Source organism: Actinomadura syzygii (assembly GCF_008085905.1).
Classification (GTDB): Bacteria; Actinomycetota; Actinomycetes; order Streptosporangiales; family Streptosporangiaceae; genus Spirillospora; species Spirillospora syzygii.
Map to the genome: position 1 here is coordinate 371934 of NZ_VSFF01000007.1, position 17964 is coordinate 389897.

At 73.2% G+C, this 17964-nt stretch carries 13 protein-coding genes; 9 read left to right on the plus strand and 4 right to left on the minus strand.

Features of this window, described 5'->3' with window-relative positions; translation table 11 throughout:
• Nucleotides 1-23: 23 nt before the first annotated feature.
• Entirely contained in the window at nucleotides 24-989 is a 966-nt protein-coding gene (locus tag FXF65_RS19610) for a hypothetical protein (RefSeq protein ID WP_148351403.1), read from the plus strand.
• Here the strand turns inward: FXF65_RS19610 and FXF65_RS19615 are convergent.
• Genes FXF65_RS19615 through FXF65_RS19625 form a run of 3 tightly spaced genes read right to left on the minus strand, consistent with a single transcriptional unit; the run spans nucleotide 986 to nucleotide 4957 of the window.
• A complete protein-coding gene (locus FXF65_RS19615; protein ID WP_148351404.1) occupies nucleotides 986-3409 on the minus strand; it encodes an ATP-binding protein in 2424 nt (807 codons plus the stop codon). The genes FXF65_RS19610 and FXF65_RS19615 overlap by 4 nt on opposite strands.
• Nucleotides 3399-4409: an ATP-binding protein gene (locus FXF65_RS19620; protein WP_148351405.1), complete on the minus strand. Its 1011-nt coding sequence runs from the start codon at nucleotides 4407-4409 to the stop codon at nucleotides 3399-3401. The genes FXF65_RS19615 and FXF65_RS19620 overlap by 11 nt, the downstream gene beginning before the upstream one ends.
• Nucleotides 4406-4957: a hypothetical protein gene (locus tag FXF65_RS19625; protein WP_148351406.1), complete on the minus strand. Its 552-nt coding sequence runs from the start codon at nucleotides 4955-4957 to the stop codon at nucleotides 4406-4408. The genes FXF65_RS19620 and FXF65_RS19625 overlap by 4 nt, the downstream gene beginning before the upstream one ends.
• Nucleotides 4958-5589: 632 nt before the next feature.
• Here FXF65_RS19625 and FXF65_RS19630 point away from each other — a divergent pair.
• Together FXF65_RS19630 and FXF65_RS19635 are read left to right on the plus strand one after the other, a co-directional pair.
• Nucleotides 5590-6927: an HEXXH motif domain-containing protein gene (locus FXF65_RS19630; protein WP_187412398.1), complete on the plus strand. Its 1338-nt coding sequence runs from the start codon at nucleotides 5590-5592 to the stop codon at nucleotides 6925-6927.
• A complete protein-coding gene (locus FXF65_RS19635; protein ID WP_148351408.1) occupies nucleotides 6924-8144 on the plus strand; it encodes an FxsB family cyclophane-forming radical SAM/SPASM peptide maturase in 1221 nt (406 codons plus the stop codon). The genes FXF65_RS19630 and FXF65_RS19635 overlap by 4 nt, the downstream gene beginning before the upstream one ends.
• A 79-nt stretch (nucleotides 8145-8223) precedes the next feature.
• Here the strand turns inward: FXF65_RS19635 and FXF65_RS19640 are convergent, their stop codons facing one another.
• On the minus strand, nucleotides 8224-8583 hold the full coding sequence (locus FXF65_RS19640) for a hypothetical protein (protein ID WP_148351409.1): 360 nt from the start codon (nucleotides 8581-8583) through the stop codon (nucleotides 8224-8226).
• A gap of 240 nt (nucleotides 8584-8823) precedes the next feature.
• Here FXF65_RS19640 and FXF65_RS19645 point away from each other — a divergent pair, with 240 nt between their 5' ends.
• The 6 genes from FXF65_RS19645 (at nucleotide 8824) to FXF65_RS19670 (ending at nucleotide 17955) form a co-directional block, all read left to right on the plus strand.
• Entirely contained in the window at nucleotides 8824-9192 is a 369-nt protein-coding gene (locus FXF65_RS19645; protein WP_148351410.1) for a DUF3054 domain-containing protein, read from the plus strand.
• Between the two features lie 138 nt (nucleotides 9193-9330).
• Complete coding sequence (locus FXF65_RS19650; RefSeq protein WP_148351411.1) at nucleotides 9331-10983, plus strand: AMP-binding protein; 1653 nt, start codon at nucleotides 9331-9333, stop codon at nucleotides 10981-10983.
• 103 nt (nucleotides 10984-11086) lie between these two features.
• Nucleotides 11087-14041: an AMP-binding protein gene (locus FXF65_RS19655; RefSeq protein ID WP_148351412.1), complete on the plus strand. Its 2955-nt coding sequence runs from the start codon at nucleotides 11087-11089 to the stop codon at nucleotides 14039-14041.
• 121 nt (nucleotides 14042-14162) lie between these two features.
• Nucleotides 14163-15521: a cytochrome P450 gene (locus FXF65_RS19660; RefSeq protein ID WP_148351413.1), complete on the plus strand. Its 1359-nt coding sequence runs from the start codon at nucleotides 14163-14165 to the stop codon at nucleotides 15519-15521.
• Nucleotides 15522-15577: 56 nt separating this feature from the next.
• Complete coding sequence (locus FXF65_RS19665) at nucleotides 15578-16390, plus strand: SDR family oxidoreductase (RefSeq protein WP_148351414.1); 813 nt, start codon at nucleotides 15578-15580, stop codon at nucleotides 16388-16390.
• A gap of 98 nt (nucleotides 16391-16488) precedes the next feature.
• Nucleotides 16489-17955, plus strand: a complete 1467-nt coding sequence (locus FXF65_RS19670) for a carboxylesterase/lipase family protein (RefSeq protein ID WP_148351415.1) — start codon at nucleotides 16489-16491, stop codon at nucleotides 17953-17955.
• The last annotated feature ends 9 nt before the right edge of the window (nucleotides 17956-17964 follow it).

Sequence of the window (17964 nt, forward strand, 5' to 3'; positions counted from 1 at the left end):
AACCCCCTGGAGAGGAGACCGAGGTGACCGAGACCGCGAGGCTCACCACGCGGCGTGCCGAGCACGTCGGCGGCAGCCCCGGAACGCTGTTACTGGAGCACACCGTCGAGGAGGAGTTCGAGCGGGCCGCCGGGCTGGTCCACACGGCGAACTTCATCGACGGCATGTTCCGCTTCGCGGTGGAGGACCCCGGCCTGACGCCGAAGGACCGCAAGCTCCACACCCGCATCGGCTGCAGGCTCGGCCCGACGTTCGACAAGTGCGACGCCTGGACGGCCCCGCTGGACAGCGGGCGTCTCATCCGCATGGTCCTGTCCTGCGCCTCCGGCGCCGTCTACTACATCTCGCTCCGCCCGGGGGAGACCCAGTTCGGCGTCGCGCGGGAGGGCGAGCCCGCCGAATTGGGCGACCAGCAGATGGCGTGGATCTCCGACCGGGTCCGCGCCCTCTACTCGCTGGGGCCGGAGAACCTGGGCGGCTACAGCACGTACGCGCCGGCGCTCCCGGACGTCCCCGAACCGGCGCCCGTCGTGTTCGAGGCCCCCGGCGCCGACGCCCGCCTCCTCGACCTCAGCCGCCGCCGGGTCTCGCCGCTCGACCTGCACTACGTCTCGGCCCATCGCGGCGGCGAGCACCTCTTCACCACCGACGTCCTCGCCGACGACGCCCTCGGGCAGTACTTCCGCAGGGTGTCGGTCGCCGAGCGCAGGAAGCGCTACGAGGAGATCAGCCTCTCCGCGCGGCAGCTCGTGCGGTCCCTGTCGTACCAGCTCGAACCGGTCCTGCGGGGACGCTTGGACCGCCTCGTCATGGACGTCGAGCAGGGCGCGCTGTACTACCGGAGCCTGCCCGACGGCCTCGTGCTGTTCGGGGTGACGCTGCGCCAGTCGAGCGTGTGGGACGCCGACCGGCGTCTGGAGACGATCATCGACGAGCACGCCCGCGACATCGACGAGCACGCCCGCGACCGGGAAGCGGGCCCGGCCTAGACGGGCGGCGGTCCGGGGTCGCGGTCCATGGTCTCGGCGGCGCTGAGCACGTTGTGCCGGACGCGGCCGCTCAGCCCGTCCAGGCTCTCGGCGATCGCGACCTGGGCGACCGATCCGCTGAGGCCGGGCACCGCGTCGTCGGACAGGGCGTCGAGCTGGCTGAGCGACGACAGCGGGACGGCGTCGTAGCTCGCGTCGAACGCCTCGCACAGCCGGTCGAGCCGCGCACGGTCGTCGGCGGTGGGACCCGGACCGAGGCCCGAACCGGGGCCGGACCGGGAGCGCACGTCGGCCAGCCAGGAGGCGACCGACCGCTCGAACGAGGTGACGAGCCGCCGCAGCACCATGCTCACCCCGATCGCCTCGAAGATCTCGTAGCGGCGTAACCGGTAGTTGAGCATCGCGCCGGTGGTGGCCGCGTCGTCCCGGGACAGGTCGAAGGCGCGGCCGATGTAGGCGTCGACGTCGTCGATCGCGGCGAGGGAGTCGAGCGCCAGCGTGAACAGCCGGACGACGGCCTCCGGCAGCTCCCGTCCCGGATCCTCCGGCTCCTGCCCGGCCGCGGCCGGGAGGTGCGCCAGGTCGCTCTTGATCGCCTGGAGCTGCCGGTCGGTGTGCCGCCGGATCTGCTCGACCTGGTTCTGCAGGTCGAGGACGCGGTCGTGGGAGGCGGTGACCTGCCGCCGGATCCGGTCCACCGAGTCGCGCATCAGCGCGATGTCGCCGCCCGCGGCGGGACCGGGGCCGGGACGGCGGCCGAGGATCTCGCGGTTCAACTCGTCCAGGCGGGACGTGAGGACCTCGTGGAACCGGTCGGCGGCGTACACGATCGGCGGCGCCCCGCACGCCTGGGTCAGGGCGGGGCGGATCTCCTCGCTGAGGAACCCGGTCACCACGACCACGCGGCGCTCGGGGCTGTCGCGGCGCAGCGTCTCGACGCGCTCGATCAGCGGCTCGGCGTCCGTGGGCAGCACGAGCCGGCCGCTCACCACGATCGCGCAGCCCGCGCCGTCCTGCCCGGTGGGCATCGCGATCCAGAAGTCGGGACGCTCGCCGCCGGGCCGCAGCGGGTGCCGCGTCTCGGCGTCCCAGCCCCGCCCGGTGAGGATCTCCGAGACCTGCGAGCGGATGTCGTCCAGCGACGCGACGTACCCGAGGTTCTCCCGCCGCGCCGCCTCGTGGACGGCGGGGACGTCGACCTTGGCGGGCGGCTCGGTGAGCTGGAAGCTGCGGTAGCAGAGCCGGACGACCTGCCGGGGACGGCCGCCGGTGAGCCGGTGGATCGCGTCGCAGGCCGACTGCTCGAACGGGTCGAGCACGCCGCCCTGGCGGCGCCTGACGTACTCGGCGATCTGCTCGCCGTCCAGCGGGGACGGCGAGATCAGGGTGCGTATCCGGGAGCGGACCTCGGCGGGGATCTGGTCGACGTACTCGGGCAGGCCGCCGAGGACGAGCAGCGCCCCGCTCTCCACGAACGTGCGCAGCAGCTTGTGGAACGACTTCGGGGTGTCGGCGGGAGGCTGGTCGGGGCGGCCCAAGAGTCTCTCGATGTCGTCGACGAGGAGCGCGAAGTGCAGGCCCTGCCGTCCGTAGAGGCTGGTCAGCGCGCCCATGCAGTCGAGCATCTGGGCGTCGGACGACAGCTCCCCGGTGACCCCCTGCTCCTGGAGGCGGGCGTCCGGCGGGACGCCGCCGGCCAGCCAGTCCATCACCGCGAGCGCGAGCTGCACGTCGGCGAGCAGCGCGAACGCGGTGCCGAACTGCTTGCTCCCGGTCACCTGCCAGAGCCGCTCCTGGAGCTGCCGCGGCACCCGGGCCGCGAGCCCGGTCTGCCGGGCGAGGGTCCGGGGGTCGACGGAGGGGTCGCGCCGCTCCAGCGCCCGCGCCTGCTCGGTCAGCTGCGGGAAGTCGGTCCTGAGTCGTTCGGCGACCACGTCGGCGTAGTAGCCGAGGACGACGCTCTTGAGCTCGTCGGGATGGAACCTGGGGATGAACGAGGTCCGGTAGAGGGTGCCGAAGTCGGACGCCTGGGCGGACAGATAGACGATCTTGCGGGGGATCGCGGCCCCGGGCGCCGGATGGCGCAGCCGGTGGATCAGCGTGTTGAGCAGGTGCGTCTTGCCGGTGCCCGCCTCCCCGAAGACGGCGATGACCTCGCCGCTCGCGCCGGTGGAGGACGCCCGCACCGCCTCGTCGTCGGTCAACTCCCGCGGGTCGGCGACGGGGCCCGGTCTGGCGCGCGTGTCCCGCCAGGGCCGCAGGCCGCGCGCCAGGTACTCGTCGACCACGTGCCGCGCGGTGCGGATCGCCCGGGTGTCGAGGCCCGCCACCTCGTCCGGGAGTTCGCCCAGCATCGCGGAGGCGCCGGGGGGAAAGGGGTTGGGCCGTGCCGCCGCCGACGGCTCATGATCATCGGTCATGAGGAGCCCGTTCCCTCGATCCGCGAGCCACGATGAATTGGGACTCCAAGTCACTGTAACTCACATCTCGCGAACTGTCAGTACCAATGATCTGCTCAAAAAGATCCACAAGTCCGTCCACCAGCATCCTTATCGTCATGCGACCCTCATAGGCGGTCATAATTCTCTTGATATCGTCTGCCTGAATCTTCCAGGATTCTTGGCCGTCCATTTTTCCGGAGAGGCGCTGCTGGATGAATGCCCAGCCGTCCTCGACCTCCAGGGAGCGGGTGCGCAGCTGGATGACGGAGATGTTGCCGTGGAACGGGGGTTCGCCCTCGTCGAGGTCCTCGTCCTGGATCTCCGTGAAGAACAGCATGCAGGGCTGGACGACGTCGGCGTAGAAGCACACGTCCGCGAGGTTGCTGGAACGCGGGAGGATGACCACGACCAGCGGGCCGTCCCGGACGGAGGCGAGGTCGATCTCGAACAACATGGTGCTGATCTCGGTTCGGATCGTGTCCGGCGTGAGGCTCCTGTCCGCCTTCAGCCGCTCGATGTCGCTGATCACATTCTGGACCTGCTGTTTTCGGTTCTGGTCGTCCCGGAAATGCTGGCTCGCCAGCAGTTCCCAGCAGATCCTGAGGGCCAGCCCGAGCATTCGCCGCTGCGGTGTCCCGGTGGGGCCGACCAGTGACCTCGCATCGACCACGCACACTTCTGCCTGAGTGGGAAGCTCCTTGAGGTAGTAGGCGCACCTGCAGATAAGAGACGTCTTCCCGGTGCCGTGCGCGCCGTGGACGTAGACGAGATGTCCACGGTCGCGGATCATTTCGAGATCGCTGATTTCCTCTTTGAACTCGTCGAAGCACGTCGTGAACGATCGGGTTTCCACATAGTGTTCCTTGTGCTCTTTCACCCGATGCGGCTCCAGGGCCAGCGGCGGCCTGTCGGCGTACCGCTTCAACCGGAGCGGGTTCTTCGCGGAGAGACGACCGCTCTGCGGCCTCGGCTCGTTCATCGCGAGGGGACCTTCTGCCAGAGCACGAACCAGCGGAGGAGCGGCGGGCGCCAGGGGTGCTCCAGAGCGCGCGCGGTGCCGCCGACCTGTGCGTCGATGCGGCGGACGGCGTCCATGACCGCGGTGTGCCTGGCCTTCCTGTCGTCCTCGCCCAGCTCGGTCCAGCCCGTGAGCACGGTCTCGTCCAGCCGGTCCGGGACGAGCGCGGCGAGCACGGGCGAGACGGTGCGCCACCAGGTGCGGCGTGCCTTGACCTCCTCCAGGCGGAGCGCCAGCGCGTGTCCGGCGGTCTGCACGGGCTGCGCGGGCGGCTGGTCGGCCTGCTTGCGCCGCTCGGCGTAATCGTCGGCGGCGGCGCGGAATTCCCGGCCCAGCCGCCGGAGTTCCAGAGCCTCCTTGCGGCCGCGGTCGATGGCCGCCCGCCATTCGGTGGTGAAGAGTGTGAGGAGCGCGCCCAAGAGGAGCGGACCGAGAATCTTTCCAGCGGACACCCACGCCGACGAGCCCTTCTTCTCCTTGTCGCGCGAAACGGACTGGGATCCGATCAAGGCGTCGCACGCGCGATTGAATTCCCCGCTGTTATGCACGGCCCAGGCGCGCAGTTCGGACGGGGTGGGAGCGCGTTCGGCCACAGTCGGCCACGGCGAGGGGGAGGGCGGGGCGGAAGTGCCGGGGGACGCGCTCGGGCCCGGCGTGGCCGGTGCACCGGGCGCGGCTCCGGGGACGGGAAGCCCCAGCGCCAGGAGGGCGACGGCCATCTGGCTCGGGTGGGACAGGCAGTAGACGGTGGCGGCCTCCCGCTGCGACGCGGGGGCCTGGGACGGCGCTGCGTCGGATAATGCGGACGGGTTTTCCGCCGCCTCGGCTAAGGGCTGCCCCAGGCACGCTAAGAGGGCCGGACAGACAAGACAGAAGAGCAGCCTGCGAACGCCCATTGATCGCCCTCCGTGGTCAGAATAGCGTGCCGGGGCCGCCGCGCCGGGGACGAGCCGGGAACTCGCGACCAGGCGGGAAGCCGCAATCGAACGTACGGCGGACGCGGCGCGGACGATATCGGCGTGTAACGATCTCGGGAGTCGGACTAAAATCCAGATGGATGTCCGTTCGCCGAAGGCGGGGCGTTATGGCGTGGCTGAATCACTCCTTTTCCGGTGGCGATTTCGATTCGCTCGCCGCGGGAATGGCGACATCCGGTGCGATCGAATCGCTTGCAGCGATCCAGCACAGCCGGAATCTGCTGCTGCTGCGCTCGGTCGTCGACGCCGCCCGCCGGTCCGGCCACCCGGAGGCCGCGGCCGCTCGGCGCGGCTTCGAGCAGTTGATGGAGGTGAAGCGGCGCGCCCCGGACGCCGCCGCGGCCGTGATCAGGCACCCCTCGACCGGCGGGTGGGGGCTGCACGCGCTGCGCGCCCTGCGGGGCGGCGCGTCGCCCGGCGACCCGCCCGGGGTCCGTCCCGCGCAGCTCGCCGGGCTGGCAGCGGCGGCGGCGGTGCGCGGACGGAGCGCGGGAGCGTTCACCGTCCCCGTTTCCCACGGCGTCGCGTGCCTGCCGTCCGTCGGCGTCCTCGCCCCGCCCGGAGACGCCGACTCGGTGCGGATCGTCCACGACGGCCGGGAGGTCGTCGCCACGGTCGGAAGGACGACCACACCGATTCCCTCCGAAGGCGGCGAGGACGCGCCGGGCTGGCGAGCGCTGCGCACCCTCCGTGCGCTGGGCCCGCAGATGGCGGCACCGGAGATCGAGCTCCTCCTCGACGATGTGGACCCGTTCCGCTTCCCTGGCGCCGCGTCCGGTGGAGACGGCGGAGCCGAGCGGCTCTCCGGCGCCGCCGTCGCCGAGCTGGAGCGCACGCTCGCCGAAACCTGGGACCTGCTGTCCCGCCACCACCGGTCGAGCGCGCGCGAACTCTCCGGCATGGTGTCCACCCTGACGCCCCTGGACGCGGCGGGCGGCGCGTTCCGCAGCGCCACCTCGCGGGAGCACCACGGCTGTGTCGCGCTGTCCCTGCCGGTCGACCCGACGCAGCTCGCGGTCACGCTCGTCCACGAGGTCCAGCACGGCAAGCTCGCGGCGGTCACGGACGCGGTGCGGCTGCTGCCGAGGGAGGACGGCCGCCTGTACTACGCGCCCTGGCGCCCCGACCCGAGGCCGTTCGCCGGACTGCTGCACGGCACCTACGCCTTCCTCGGCGTCGGCCGGTTCTGGCGGCGGCAGCGCTGGCTGGAGCGCGGCGAGCGCGCCCTTGCGGCGCACCTGGAGTACGCGCACTGGCGCGACGCGGTGCGGCTCGGGCTCGTCCAGCTCTGCTCGCACGACCGGCTGCCCGCGCTCACCGTGCGGTTCGTCCGGGGGATGCGGCGGGTGCTGGACCAGTGGTGCGCCGAGCCCGTCCCGGGGCCCGCCGCCGCGCTCGCGGCCGAGCGGTTCAACGCGCACCGCGAGCGCTGGATCGCCGCCAACGGGCCGCTGCCCGGCTGCCTGCGCGGCGGCCGCGACCTGACGGGCCCGGTCGGATGAGCCGGGCCGCGCGCCCCGGGCCGCTGCCCTTCCGGGAGTTCATCCTCAAGATCCACAGCCGCTGCGACCTGGCCTGCGACTACTGCTACGTGTACGAGATGGGCGACCGGAGCTGGCGCGACCGGCCGGTCGCGATGCCGCCCGAGGTGGCCGACGCCGCCGCCCGGCGCATCGGCGACCACGCCCGCGCGCACGCGATCACCGAGGTGGACGTCGTGCTGCACGGCGGCGAGCCGCTGCTGGCCGCGCCGCCCCTCATCGAACGGGTCGTGCGGGCCGTGCGCGCCGAGGGCGTGTCCGCGTCGTTCTCCGTGCAGACGAACGGCACGCGCCTGGACGCGGTCCGCCTCGCCCTGCTCGACCGGCTCGGCGTCCGGATCGGCGTCAGCGTGGACGGCGGCGCCGCCGCGCAGGACAGGCACCGCCGCCTGCCGAACGGCCGGGGGAGCCACGCCGCGGTGTCCGCCGGGCTGCGGGCGCTGGCGGACGGCCCGTACCGGCACCTGTTCTCCGGCCTCCTCTGCACGGTCGACACCCGCAACGACCCGGTGGCGACGTACGAGGCGCTGCTGCGCCACCGCCCGCCCCGCGTCGACTTCCTCCTGCCGCACGGCACCTGGTCCGCGCCGCCGCCGGGACGCGCCGAGGGGTCGCCCGCCACGCCGTACGCCGACTGGCTCATCGAGATCTTCGACCGCTGGTACGGCGCCGCCGAGCCGCCGACGGACGTCCGGACGTTCAGCGACCTGCTGACCCTGCTGCTCGGCGGGAAGGTCGGCAGCGAGGGGCTCGGGCTCGGCCCCGTGCGGTACGCCGTCATCGAGACCGACGGCGCGATCGAGCACTCCGACCTGTTCCGCCCGCTGACCGCCGCGTCCATCGGCACGTCGGCGGGCACGTCCGCAGGCACGTCCGCGGGCACGTCGGCCGGGACGGGGCTGAACGTCCTGCGCGACCCGCTCGACGCGGCGCTCGTCCTGCCGGAAGCGATCGAGCGGCAGCGCGGCGCGGCGGCGCTGTGCGGGCGGTGCCGGGCCTGCCGGTTCGTCGCCGTGTGCGGGGCGGGGCTCCAGGCCCACCGGTACCGGGCCGGGACGGGCTTCGACAACCCCACCGTCTACTGCCCGGACATGATCCGCCTCATTGAGCACGTGCGCGGCCGCGTGGTCGACGACCTGGCGGTCGCGTCCCGCCGCTCCGGCCGCGACCGCGCGTGACGGCGCGTGGCCGGGCCCGCGCATGGGACCGGTCCCGGCCGCCAAGGGCGGCGCGGGACCGGCGGGAGGTGCGGATGCGTCAGTCGGCGCAGACCGCGTAGACGCTGATGCCGACGTCGTTGTAGCCGATCTGGCGGCCGAGCGCGATCCAGCCGCGGCCGTCCGGGGTGGGGAACGAGCCGACGAGGATGGCGCCGTTGCCCTGCGCCTCGCCGCCGCCGCCGAGGACGTGCTTGGTGCCGGGGCAGAGCACGGTGCGGCGCTGGAAGTTCGGGACGTTGGCGTTCGGCAGGTTGACGATCTGGTAGCCCGGCGGGACGTGGACGGCCGGCTTGGCGGGGGCCTGGGCGCCCTGGGCGCTGGCCACCCCGGCCGTCGCCAGGCAGGTGGCGGCGGTGACCGTGGCCAGGGCCAGGGCGGTGGTCTTCATCGACGGCATGGCGTTCTCCTTCGTAGAGGGCCAATGAGGCCGGACACGAAAAGTATTAGGGCAATCACAGCCGGTTTCCATTCGCTCTATGTGTCGAAAAGATTACGGAGAGTGCCTGAAAGTGATTACGGAGGGTGTTCATTTGGGAGTGGAGCTTGGGGCCTGCGGAAATGCTGAACAAAACGGTGCGTGACCGTCCGGATACGGTCAATGGCGGGGACGGTCTCCGGGCTGCATAGGGTTGGCCATATGCGGAGAGTGGTGGCGCCGGCCCTTGACGTGGCCTGTGTGCTCGTGTTCGTGGCGATCGGGCGGGCCTCGCATGACGAGGCGGGCGGCGTTTCCGGTTTCGCCGCCACGGCTTGGCCGTTCGTCGTCGGGCTCGCGGCTGGGTGGGTCGTCGGGCGCGGGTGGCGGCGGCCGGAGGGCCTCGTGCCCGCCGGGGTCGTCGTGTGGGTCTCCTGCGTCGCGCTCGGGATGGCGCTGCGGGCCGTGTCCGGGCAGGGGACGGCCTTCGCGTTCGTCGTCGTGGCCACCGTCTTCCTCGGGGTGACGCTGCTCGGATGGCGCGGCGGCGCCCGCGTCGCGGGGGTGCGGAGCGCGTCCCGCCAAGGGTGACTTCCCGTCCCGCCGGGAGCGCGCCCCTTGTGGGACGTCTCCAAATGGCCGGCCGGTCTCTTTGCTGATGGGCGCGGTTGACTGAACCGTGGCGCCCTGATGAAGTTACCGGCGAGTCACCCAGGCGAAAGGGACACGATGGCATCTGCGCTGCGCGACTGGCTGGACAAGCCGAACACCGGACGTGGCGTGCACCTGGCGGCCGACGACGGAGGCTGGGAGTACCGCGACTACGGTGAGCTGGCGTCCGCCGCGCGCCGCACCGCCGGGGCGCTGATCGAGGAGGGCGTCCGGCCGGGGGACGTCGTGTGCCTGATCCTCCCCACCGACTACACCTGCGTCGAGACCTACTTCGCGGTGTGGGCCGCCGGGGCGACCGTGTGCCTGATCACGCCGCCGCTGTTCCAGGACGGCGACGACTACGTCGCGCACGTCGCGGCGATCCTGCGGCAGGCCGCGCCCGCGCTGGTCGCCGCGTCCAAGGACCTGGACGACTACGCCCGCCGCGCGATGGAGCGGGCGGGCATGGACGGCGAGCCGTGGCTGCCCCGCCAGGCCGACGGGGAGGCGGACGTCCAGGCCGCCGGGGAGCTGGCGCTGCTCCAGTTCACGTCCGGGTCCAGCGGCGCGCCGCGCGGCGTCATGGTGACCTGGGAGAACCTCGAGTTCAACATCGAGCTCATCGCGCGCGCGGCCGGGTTCGCCGACGACGACTCCGTCGCGTCCTGGCTGCCGCTCTACCACGACATGGGGCTGATCGGCTGCTTCCTGACGCCGATCACCCGGCAGGCGACGCTGCGGCTGATGCGTCCCGACCACTTCATCCGCGATCCCGCCCGGTGGATCCGCTGCTTCGCCGAGGCCGCGCACACGGCCGCGCCGCCGTTCGCGTACGCGTACTGCGCGCGGCGCGTCAAGCCCGAGCAGCTGGAGGGCCTCGACCTGTCCGGCTGGCGGACGGTGATCGTCGGCGCGGAGCCCATCGACCCGCACGCGCTGGAGGGGTTCGCGCGGCTCGTCGAGCCGTTCGGGTTCTCGCGGACGGCGTTCAAGGCCGCCTACGGCATGGCCGAGACGACCCTGCTCGTCACGATGGACCAGGTGGCGCGCGACCCGCTCGCCGTCCGGCCCGACCCGGAGGCGCTGACGACCGGCGAGCCAGTGCGGATCCTGGAGCAGCACACGCTCGGGGACGAGTCGGTCGGCGCGAAGGCCGGCTGGGTCGTCGGGTGCGGCACCCCCGAGAGCGAGGTGCCCGTCGCGATCGTCGACGACGCCGGGCGCGAACTGGAGGAGGGCCTGCTCGGCGAGATCGTCGTCGGCGGGCCGTCGGCGTGCCCCGGCTACTACGCGGGCGCCGAGGCCAAGTCGACGCGGTTCCTTGACGGAAAGGTCTACACGGGCGACGCCGGGTTCTTCCACGAGGGGCAGTTGTTCGTCCTCGGGCGGATGGGCGACAGCATCAAGGTCCGCGGGCGGTCCGTCTACGTCGAGGACCTCGAATCGAAGATCGCCGAGGTGAGCGGGCTCGGGAAGGGCCGCGTCGTGGTCGTCGGCGTGCCGGGCGCCGGGCGCAAGGGGCTCGCCCTGTTCGCCGAGACGCAGGACGAGGCGTGGACCGGCGGCGTCCGCGAGATGCTCCGCCGCCGCGTCGGCGACGACGTGGAGCTGACGATCGTCGTCGGGACCGGGCTGATCCAGCGGACGTCCAGCGGCAAGCCGCGCCGCCGCTACATGTGGGAGCGGCTGCGCGGCGGGCACATGGAGGGGGCGCGGGTCGTCGCCCCCTGACCGGCCCGGCGGCGCGTTGCCGTCCGCCCGTCCCCGTGATCGCGCGATTGCGGAAGCGGGCGGCGGCGCGCCACGATGACGTTGACGCCGTGAAAGGTCGACGATGCCGGCTGTTGCCAGAACGATCCTCCGCCTGGGCGCACGCCTGGGCTCCACCGCCCAGAACGCCCTGGAGGTCGCCCGGTTCGGCGGCCTCGACACCGGCGAGGACGCGTCCCCCTGCGAGGTGGTGGCCGAGCAGCGGGTGTACCGGCTGCGGCACTACTTCCCGGGCGCCGGGGACGGGCCCGCCGTGCTGCTCGTCCCGCCGCTGATGATCACGGCGGAGGTGTACGACATCTCGTCGCGGGTCAGCGCGGTGCGGGTGCTGCGCGACCGCGGCGTCGACCCGTGGGTGGTCGACTTCGGCGCGCCCGAGCGGGAGCCCGGCGGGCTGGAGCGGACGGTCACCGACCACGTCCTCGCCGTCAGCGACGCCGTCGACCGCGTCCGGAAGGCCACCGGGCGGGACGTCCACCTCGCCGGGTACTCGCAGGGCGGGATGTTCGTCTACCAGGCCGCCGCGTACCGGCGCAGCGAGGGCGTCGAGTCGGTGGTGACGTTCGGGAGCCCGTCCGACACGAGCGTGGGGCTCCCGTTCGGGCTGCCGGGGTGGCTCGCGTCCGAGGGCGTCGAGCGGATCCCCGACCGGGTGCTGGGCGGGTTCGCCGTCCCGGGGTGGGTGACGCGGCTCGGGTTCCAGATGCTCAGCCCGGTGAAGTCGGTGAGATCGCGCGTCGATTTCATTCTGCAATTGCACGACCGGGAGCGGCTCGCGTCCCGCGAGCGGCAGCGGCGGTTCCTGGAGCGGGAGGGCTGGGTGTCGTGGCCGGGGCCCGCGCTGGCCGAGTTCCTGCGCCAGTTCATCCAGCACAACCGCATGCTGACCGGCGGGTTCGTGATCGGCGACCGGCTCGTCACGCTCGCCGACATCACCTGCCCGGTGCTCACCTTCGTCGGCGAGGTGGACGAGATCGCGGCGCCGCCGATGGTCCGCGGGATCCGGCGGGCCGCGCCGCGCGCCCAGGTGTACGAGGTGTCCCTGCGCGCCGGGCACTTCGGGCTGGTCGTCGGCAGCCTCGCGCTCGCGCGGACCTGGCCTGCCGTCGCCGAGTGGGCGCGGTGGCGCGCGGGCGAGGGCGGGCTGCCGGACATCGTCGCGCCCGTCGCCGGGGACGAGGAGGCGGCCCCCGCCGACCTGCCCGGCGGCCCCGCCGGGTACGGGCTCCAGCTCGCGATGGGCGTCGGGACGAGCGCCGCCCGCTCCGCCTACCGGACGGCGTCGAGCGTCCTGCACGGGACCCGGCAGCTCTCCGGCGAGGCCGCGCGGAACCTGCCCCGGCTGGCCCGGCTGGAGCGCATCCAGTCCGACACCCGCATGTCCATGGGGCTCCTCCTCGACGAGCAGGCGCAGCACAGGCCCGGCGAGGTGTTCTTCCTCTACCGGGGCCGCCCGTACACGCACGAGGCCGCGAAGAGCCGCGTCGACGCCGTCGTCCGCGGGCTGATCAGCATCGGGGTGCGGCGCGGCGAGGCGGTCGGCGTGCTGATGGACACGCGCCCCACCGCGCTCGCGCTGGTCGCCGCGCTCAGCAGGCTCGGCGCCGTCGCCGTGCTGCTGCGCCCGGACGGCGACCCGGCCGCCGAGGCGCGGCTCGGCCGGGTGTCGCGGGTGATCGCCGACCCCGAGCACGCGGCCCTCGCCGCGCGGCTGGACGGCGTCGAGGCGCACCTGCTCGGCGCCGCGGGCCGGGGCGAGCGGGGCCCGCTGCCGGACATGGAGGCCATCGACCCCGGCGAGGTCGAGCTGCCCGGCTGGTACCGGCCGAACCCGGGCCGGGCGGGCGACCTGGCCTTCGTCGTGTTCAGCGGGGACGGCGAGCACCTGCGCGCGAACCGGGTCACGAACCGGCGGTGGGCGCTGTCGGCGTTCGGGACGGCGTCGTCCGCCGCGCTGTCGTCGTCCGACACCGTGTACAGCATCACGCCGCTCCAGCATCCGTCGGCGCTGCTGATGAGCCTCGGCGGCGCGGTCGCCGGGGGCGCGCGGCTCGCCCTCGCCAGCGCCTACGACCCGGAGACGTTCTGGGACGAGGCCCGCCGCTACGGCGTCACCGTCGCGTCCTACACCTGGACGCTGCTCCGCGACCTCGTCAACGCGCCGCCGGACCCGGCCGAGCGGCACCACGCCGTCCGGCTGTTCATCGGCTCCGGCATGCCGCGCGGGCTGTGGCGGCGCGTCGAGGAGCGGTTCGCGCCCGCTCGCGTGCTGGAGTTCTACGCGGCCACGGAGGGCGAGTCGGTGCTGGTGAACCTGAGCGGCAAGAAGCCCGGGTCGCTCGGACGTCCGCTGCCCGGCAGCGCCGAGGTGCGGCTCGCCCGCTACGACCTGGAGGAGGGCCGCCTCGCCGAAGGCCCGGACGGTCTCGCGATCGAGTGCGAACCGGGCGAGTTCGGCATGCTGCTCGCCCGCGTCCGGCTAGCCGCCGCCGCGACCGCGCCGCGCTGCGTCCGCGGCGTGTTCGCCCCCGAGGACGCCTGGACGATCACCGGCGACCTGTTCCGCCGCGACGCCGACGGCGACTTCTGGCTGGTCGGCCGGGACGCCGAGCTGATCCGCACGGCGGACGGGATCGTCCCGCCCGGCCCGATCAGGGACGCGCTCGGCGACCTCCCGTGCGTCGACGCGGTCGCCGTCTACGGGATCCCGGTGGGCGGCGCCGAGCTGACCGCCGCCGCCGTGACCCTGCGCGACTCCGCCGACCTCAGGCCGGTGGACCTGTCGGAGGCGCTGCTGCGGGTCGAGCCGGGGCTGCGGCCCGCGATCGTCCGGGTCGTGGACGAGGTGCCCGTCACCGCGGGCCGCCGCCTGCTGACCGCGCCGCTGCGCGCCGAAGGCGTGCCCGCGGCCGGTGACGGCCCGGCCTACTACCGCGACAGGGCGGGCGCGTACCGGCCGCTGACCGACGCGGCGCGCCGCCGCCTGCTCAAGGCCCCGGCCGCGCGGGAGGCCCGCTGACCGAGGGTTGATCGAGGGGCGTGCTGGCGGGGCCCGAGGTACGGGTGATAAGTATGGACTTACCGGGCATTGGCCGATCATCCGCCGCGTGCCGCCGCCCGTCCTTTCGTTCGGAGGGATCATGACGAGCGTGCTCGCTCCGCCGCCGCCGGGCAGCGGCCTGAAAGCGGTTCCCGGGGTCAAGGGCGTCCCGTACATCGGCAGCACGATCGCCGTCATGCGGGACCCGATCGGGATGGCGCGCAAGCGGTACGCCGCGCACGGGCCCGTCTCCTGGGGCTGGCTGCTCGGCCAGCGGACGGTCACCGTCCACGGACCGGAGGCGGCCGAGGTCGTCCTGGTCAACAGGGACAAGGCCTTCGCGAACGGGCCCGCGTGGAGCTACTTCATCGGCCCGTTCTTCAACCGCGGCATCATGCTCCTCGACTTCGAGGAGCACCTGCACCACCGCCGCATCATGCAGCAGGCGTTCACCCGGCCGCGGCTGCTCGCCTACCTGGACGCGATGGCGCCCGGCATCGTCAAGGGCGTCGAGGCGTGGTCGCCTGGCGAGGGCTTCAAGGTGTACGACCACGTCAAGCAGCTCACGCTCGACCTCGCCGCCGACGTGTTCATGGGCGTCGCGCTGGGCGGCGCCGAACGTGCCCGGGTGAACGGCGCGTTCATCGACGCCGTCCGCGCGGGGACGGCCTACCTCCGCTTCCCCGTCCCCGGCCTGCGCTGGCATCGCGGCCTGCGCGCCCGCAGGGCGCTGGAGGAGTTCTTCCACCGCCACCTGCCCGCCAAGCGCCGCGACGGCGGCGACGACCTGTTCGCCGCGCTGTGCGCGGCGGAGACCGACGACGGCGAGCGGTTCACCGACGAGGACGTCGTCAACCACATGATCTTCGCGCTGATGGCGGCGCACGACACGACCACCATCACGCTGACGAGCATGGCGTACCACCTCGCCAAGTTCCCCGAGTGGCAGGAGCGGCTCCGGGACGAGTCGCTCGCCCTCGGCAGGGCGGAGCTCGGCTACGAGGATCTCGACGCCCTGCCCGCCATGGACATGGCGATGAGGGAGTCCATGCGGATGATCGCGCCCGTCCCGGCGCTGCCGCGCAAGGTCGTCAAGGACACCTCCGTCCTCGGCTTCCACATCCCCGCCGGGACGACCGTCGTCATCCCGATGCTGAGCAACCACCGGATGGCCGACTGGTGGCCCGACCCCGACACGTTCGACCCGGGCCGGTTCTCCCTGGAGCGGCGCGAGGACAAGGTCCACAAGTTCGCGTGGTCGCCGTTCGGCGGGGGAGCTCACAAGTGCATCGGGATGTACTTCGCGGGGATGCAGGTGAAGGCGGTCCTGCACCAGATCCTGCTGAGGTACCGGTGGAGCGTCCCCGGACGGTACGAGATGCCGCTCGACACCACGTCCCTGCCGTCGCCGAAGGACGGGCTGCCCGTGCGCCTGGCCCGGCTGGAGGAGAACCCCTGAGCCCGGAGCGGAGCGGATGAGTCCGGAGTGGAGTGCATGAGGCTGGAGCGGAGCGCATGAGCAAGGTCATCGCGGTAACCGGGGCGGCGCGGGGCATCGGCCTCGCCACCGCCCGCGCCCTCAAGGCGAAGGGCGCGACCGTCGTCATCGGCGACGTCGACGAGGCGGCGGTCAAGGAGGCGGCCGAGTCGCTCGGCGTCGCCGGGCTCGTCGTGGACGTCACGTCCCGCGAGTCGTTCACCGCCTTCCTGGACGAGGCCGAGCGGTCCGCCGGACCGCTCGACGTCCTGGTCAACAACGCCGGGATCATGCCGATCGGTCCCGTCACGGACGAGAGCGACGCCGACGCCCGCCGCTGCATCGACATCAACGTCCACGGCGTGATGCTCGGCACGAAGCTCGCCCTCGGCCGGATGCTGCCGCGCGGGAAGGGCCACATCGTCAACATCGCGTCGCTGGCGGGCGTCACGTTCACGCCGGGCCTCGCGCTCTACAGCGCCAGCAAGGCGGCCGTCGTCGCGTTCACCGAGGCGACCCGGCTGGAGGTGCAGGACAGGGGCGTGCACGTCGGCGCGGTCCTGCCGACGTTCACCAACACCGAACTGGTCGCCGGGACGCGCAGCCCCAAGGGCCAGCGGAACCGCGAGCCCGAGGACATCGCGGCGGCGGTCGTGGAGCTGATCGGACGGCCCCGCCCGCAGACCGTCGTCCCGAGAAAGCTCGGCCGGCAGGTCAGGATCGGCGCGCTGCTCCCGGACCGGGTCAAGCAGTCGATCGCGCGCCGATACGGGCTCGACAAGATCTTCCTGGAGTTCGATCCGGAGGCGCGGAAGGGCTACGACGCGCGCATCCGCACGGCTCCGGAATGACCGGCCCGGACTGATCCGCCCCGGAACGACCGGCGACGGTGCCCCGGCCGTCCCGTAGGCTCTGGACGTCGAACTTCGTTCTAGAATCGGAGGCGCGCATGGACGCCGTCGTTCGAACGGCCCACGGGAGCGTCCGCGGGACCACCGGGGACGGCGTCACCGCCTTCCTCGGCGTCCCCTACGCCGCGCCTCCCTTCGGGGCGAACCGGTTCCGCGCGCCGCGCCCGCCGGAGCCCTGGGACGGCGTGCGCGACGCCGTCGCGTACGGGCCGACCGCGCCCAAGCCCGCCTACGCCCGTCCCTACGACCGCCTGCTCGACGACCCCGCGATCCCGGGCGACGACTGCCTCAACCTCAACGTCTGGACGCCCGACCCGGGCGCGGCGGGCCTTCCCGTGATGGTGTGGATCCACGGCGGGGCGTTCCGGAACGGGACCGGCGCCATTCCCGTCTACTCCGGGCGCAATTTCGCCCGCGACGGCGTCGTCTGCGTGACGATCAACTACCGGCTCGGCGTGGAGGGCTTCGCGCATCTGCCCGGCGCCCCGTCCAACCGGGGGCTGCTCGACCAGATCGCGGCGCTGGAATGGGTCCGCGACAACATCGCGGCCTTCGGCGGCGACCCGGGACGGGTCACCGTGTTCGGCGAGTCGGCGGGCGGGATGAGCGTCACCACCCTGCTCTCCCTCGACCTCGGGCTGTTCGGACGGGCGATCGCGCAGAGCGGGGCGGGCGGCATCGCCCAGGACCCGGACGACGCCCTCCTCGTCACCCGCGAGATGGCCGCGCGGCTCGGCGTCGCGCCGACCGCCGAGGGGTTCGCCGCGATCGACCCGGCCGCGATCATCCCGGTCCAGGCGGCGGTCGCGGCCGAGGTCGCCGCGATGCCCGACCCGGGACGCTGGGGCGCCACCACGGCGGCGGGCGCCATGTCGCTGACGCCCGTCCTGGACGGCGAGCTGCTGACCCGCCGTCCCGAGGACGCCCTCGCCGCAGGCGTCGGACGCGGCACGGACCTGCTGATCGGCTACACCGCCGAGGAGTTCCGGCTCTTCCTGATGCCGTCCGGGATCGCCGCCGTGCTGACCGAGGACCTGGTCGGCCTCGTGACGGCGGGGATGGGCGTCCCGCCCGGGATCCCCGCCGCCTACCGCGACCGGCATCCCGGCCAGGGGCCCGGCGAGCTGCTGTCGACGATCATCACCGACTCGCTGTTCCGCGTCCCCGCGCACCGGGCCGCCGCCGGGCACGCCGCGTCCGGCGGGCGGACCTGGATGTACGAGTTCGCGTGGCCGTCGCCGAACCACGACCTCGGCGCCTGCCACGCGCTGGAACTGGGCTTCGTGTTCGACAACCTGTCCGGCGACCCGGGCGGGCTGTCCGGGCCGAACCCGCCCCAGGCGCTCGCCGACCGGATGCACCGCGCGTGGGTCGGCTTCGCCGCCGACGGCGACCCCGGCTGGGCGCGGTTCGACCCGTCGTCGCGCCTGGTGAACGTCTTCGACGACCCCTCCGACGAGGTGGTCGCCGACCCGCGCGGCGACGACCGCAAGCTCTGGGACTAGCCAGGCGTT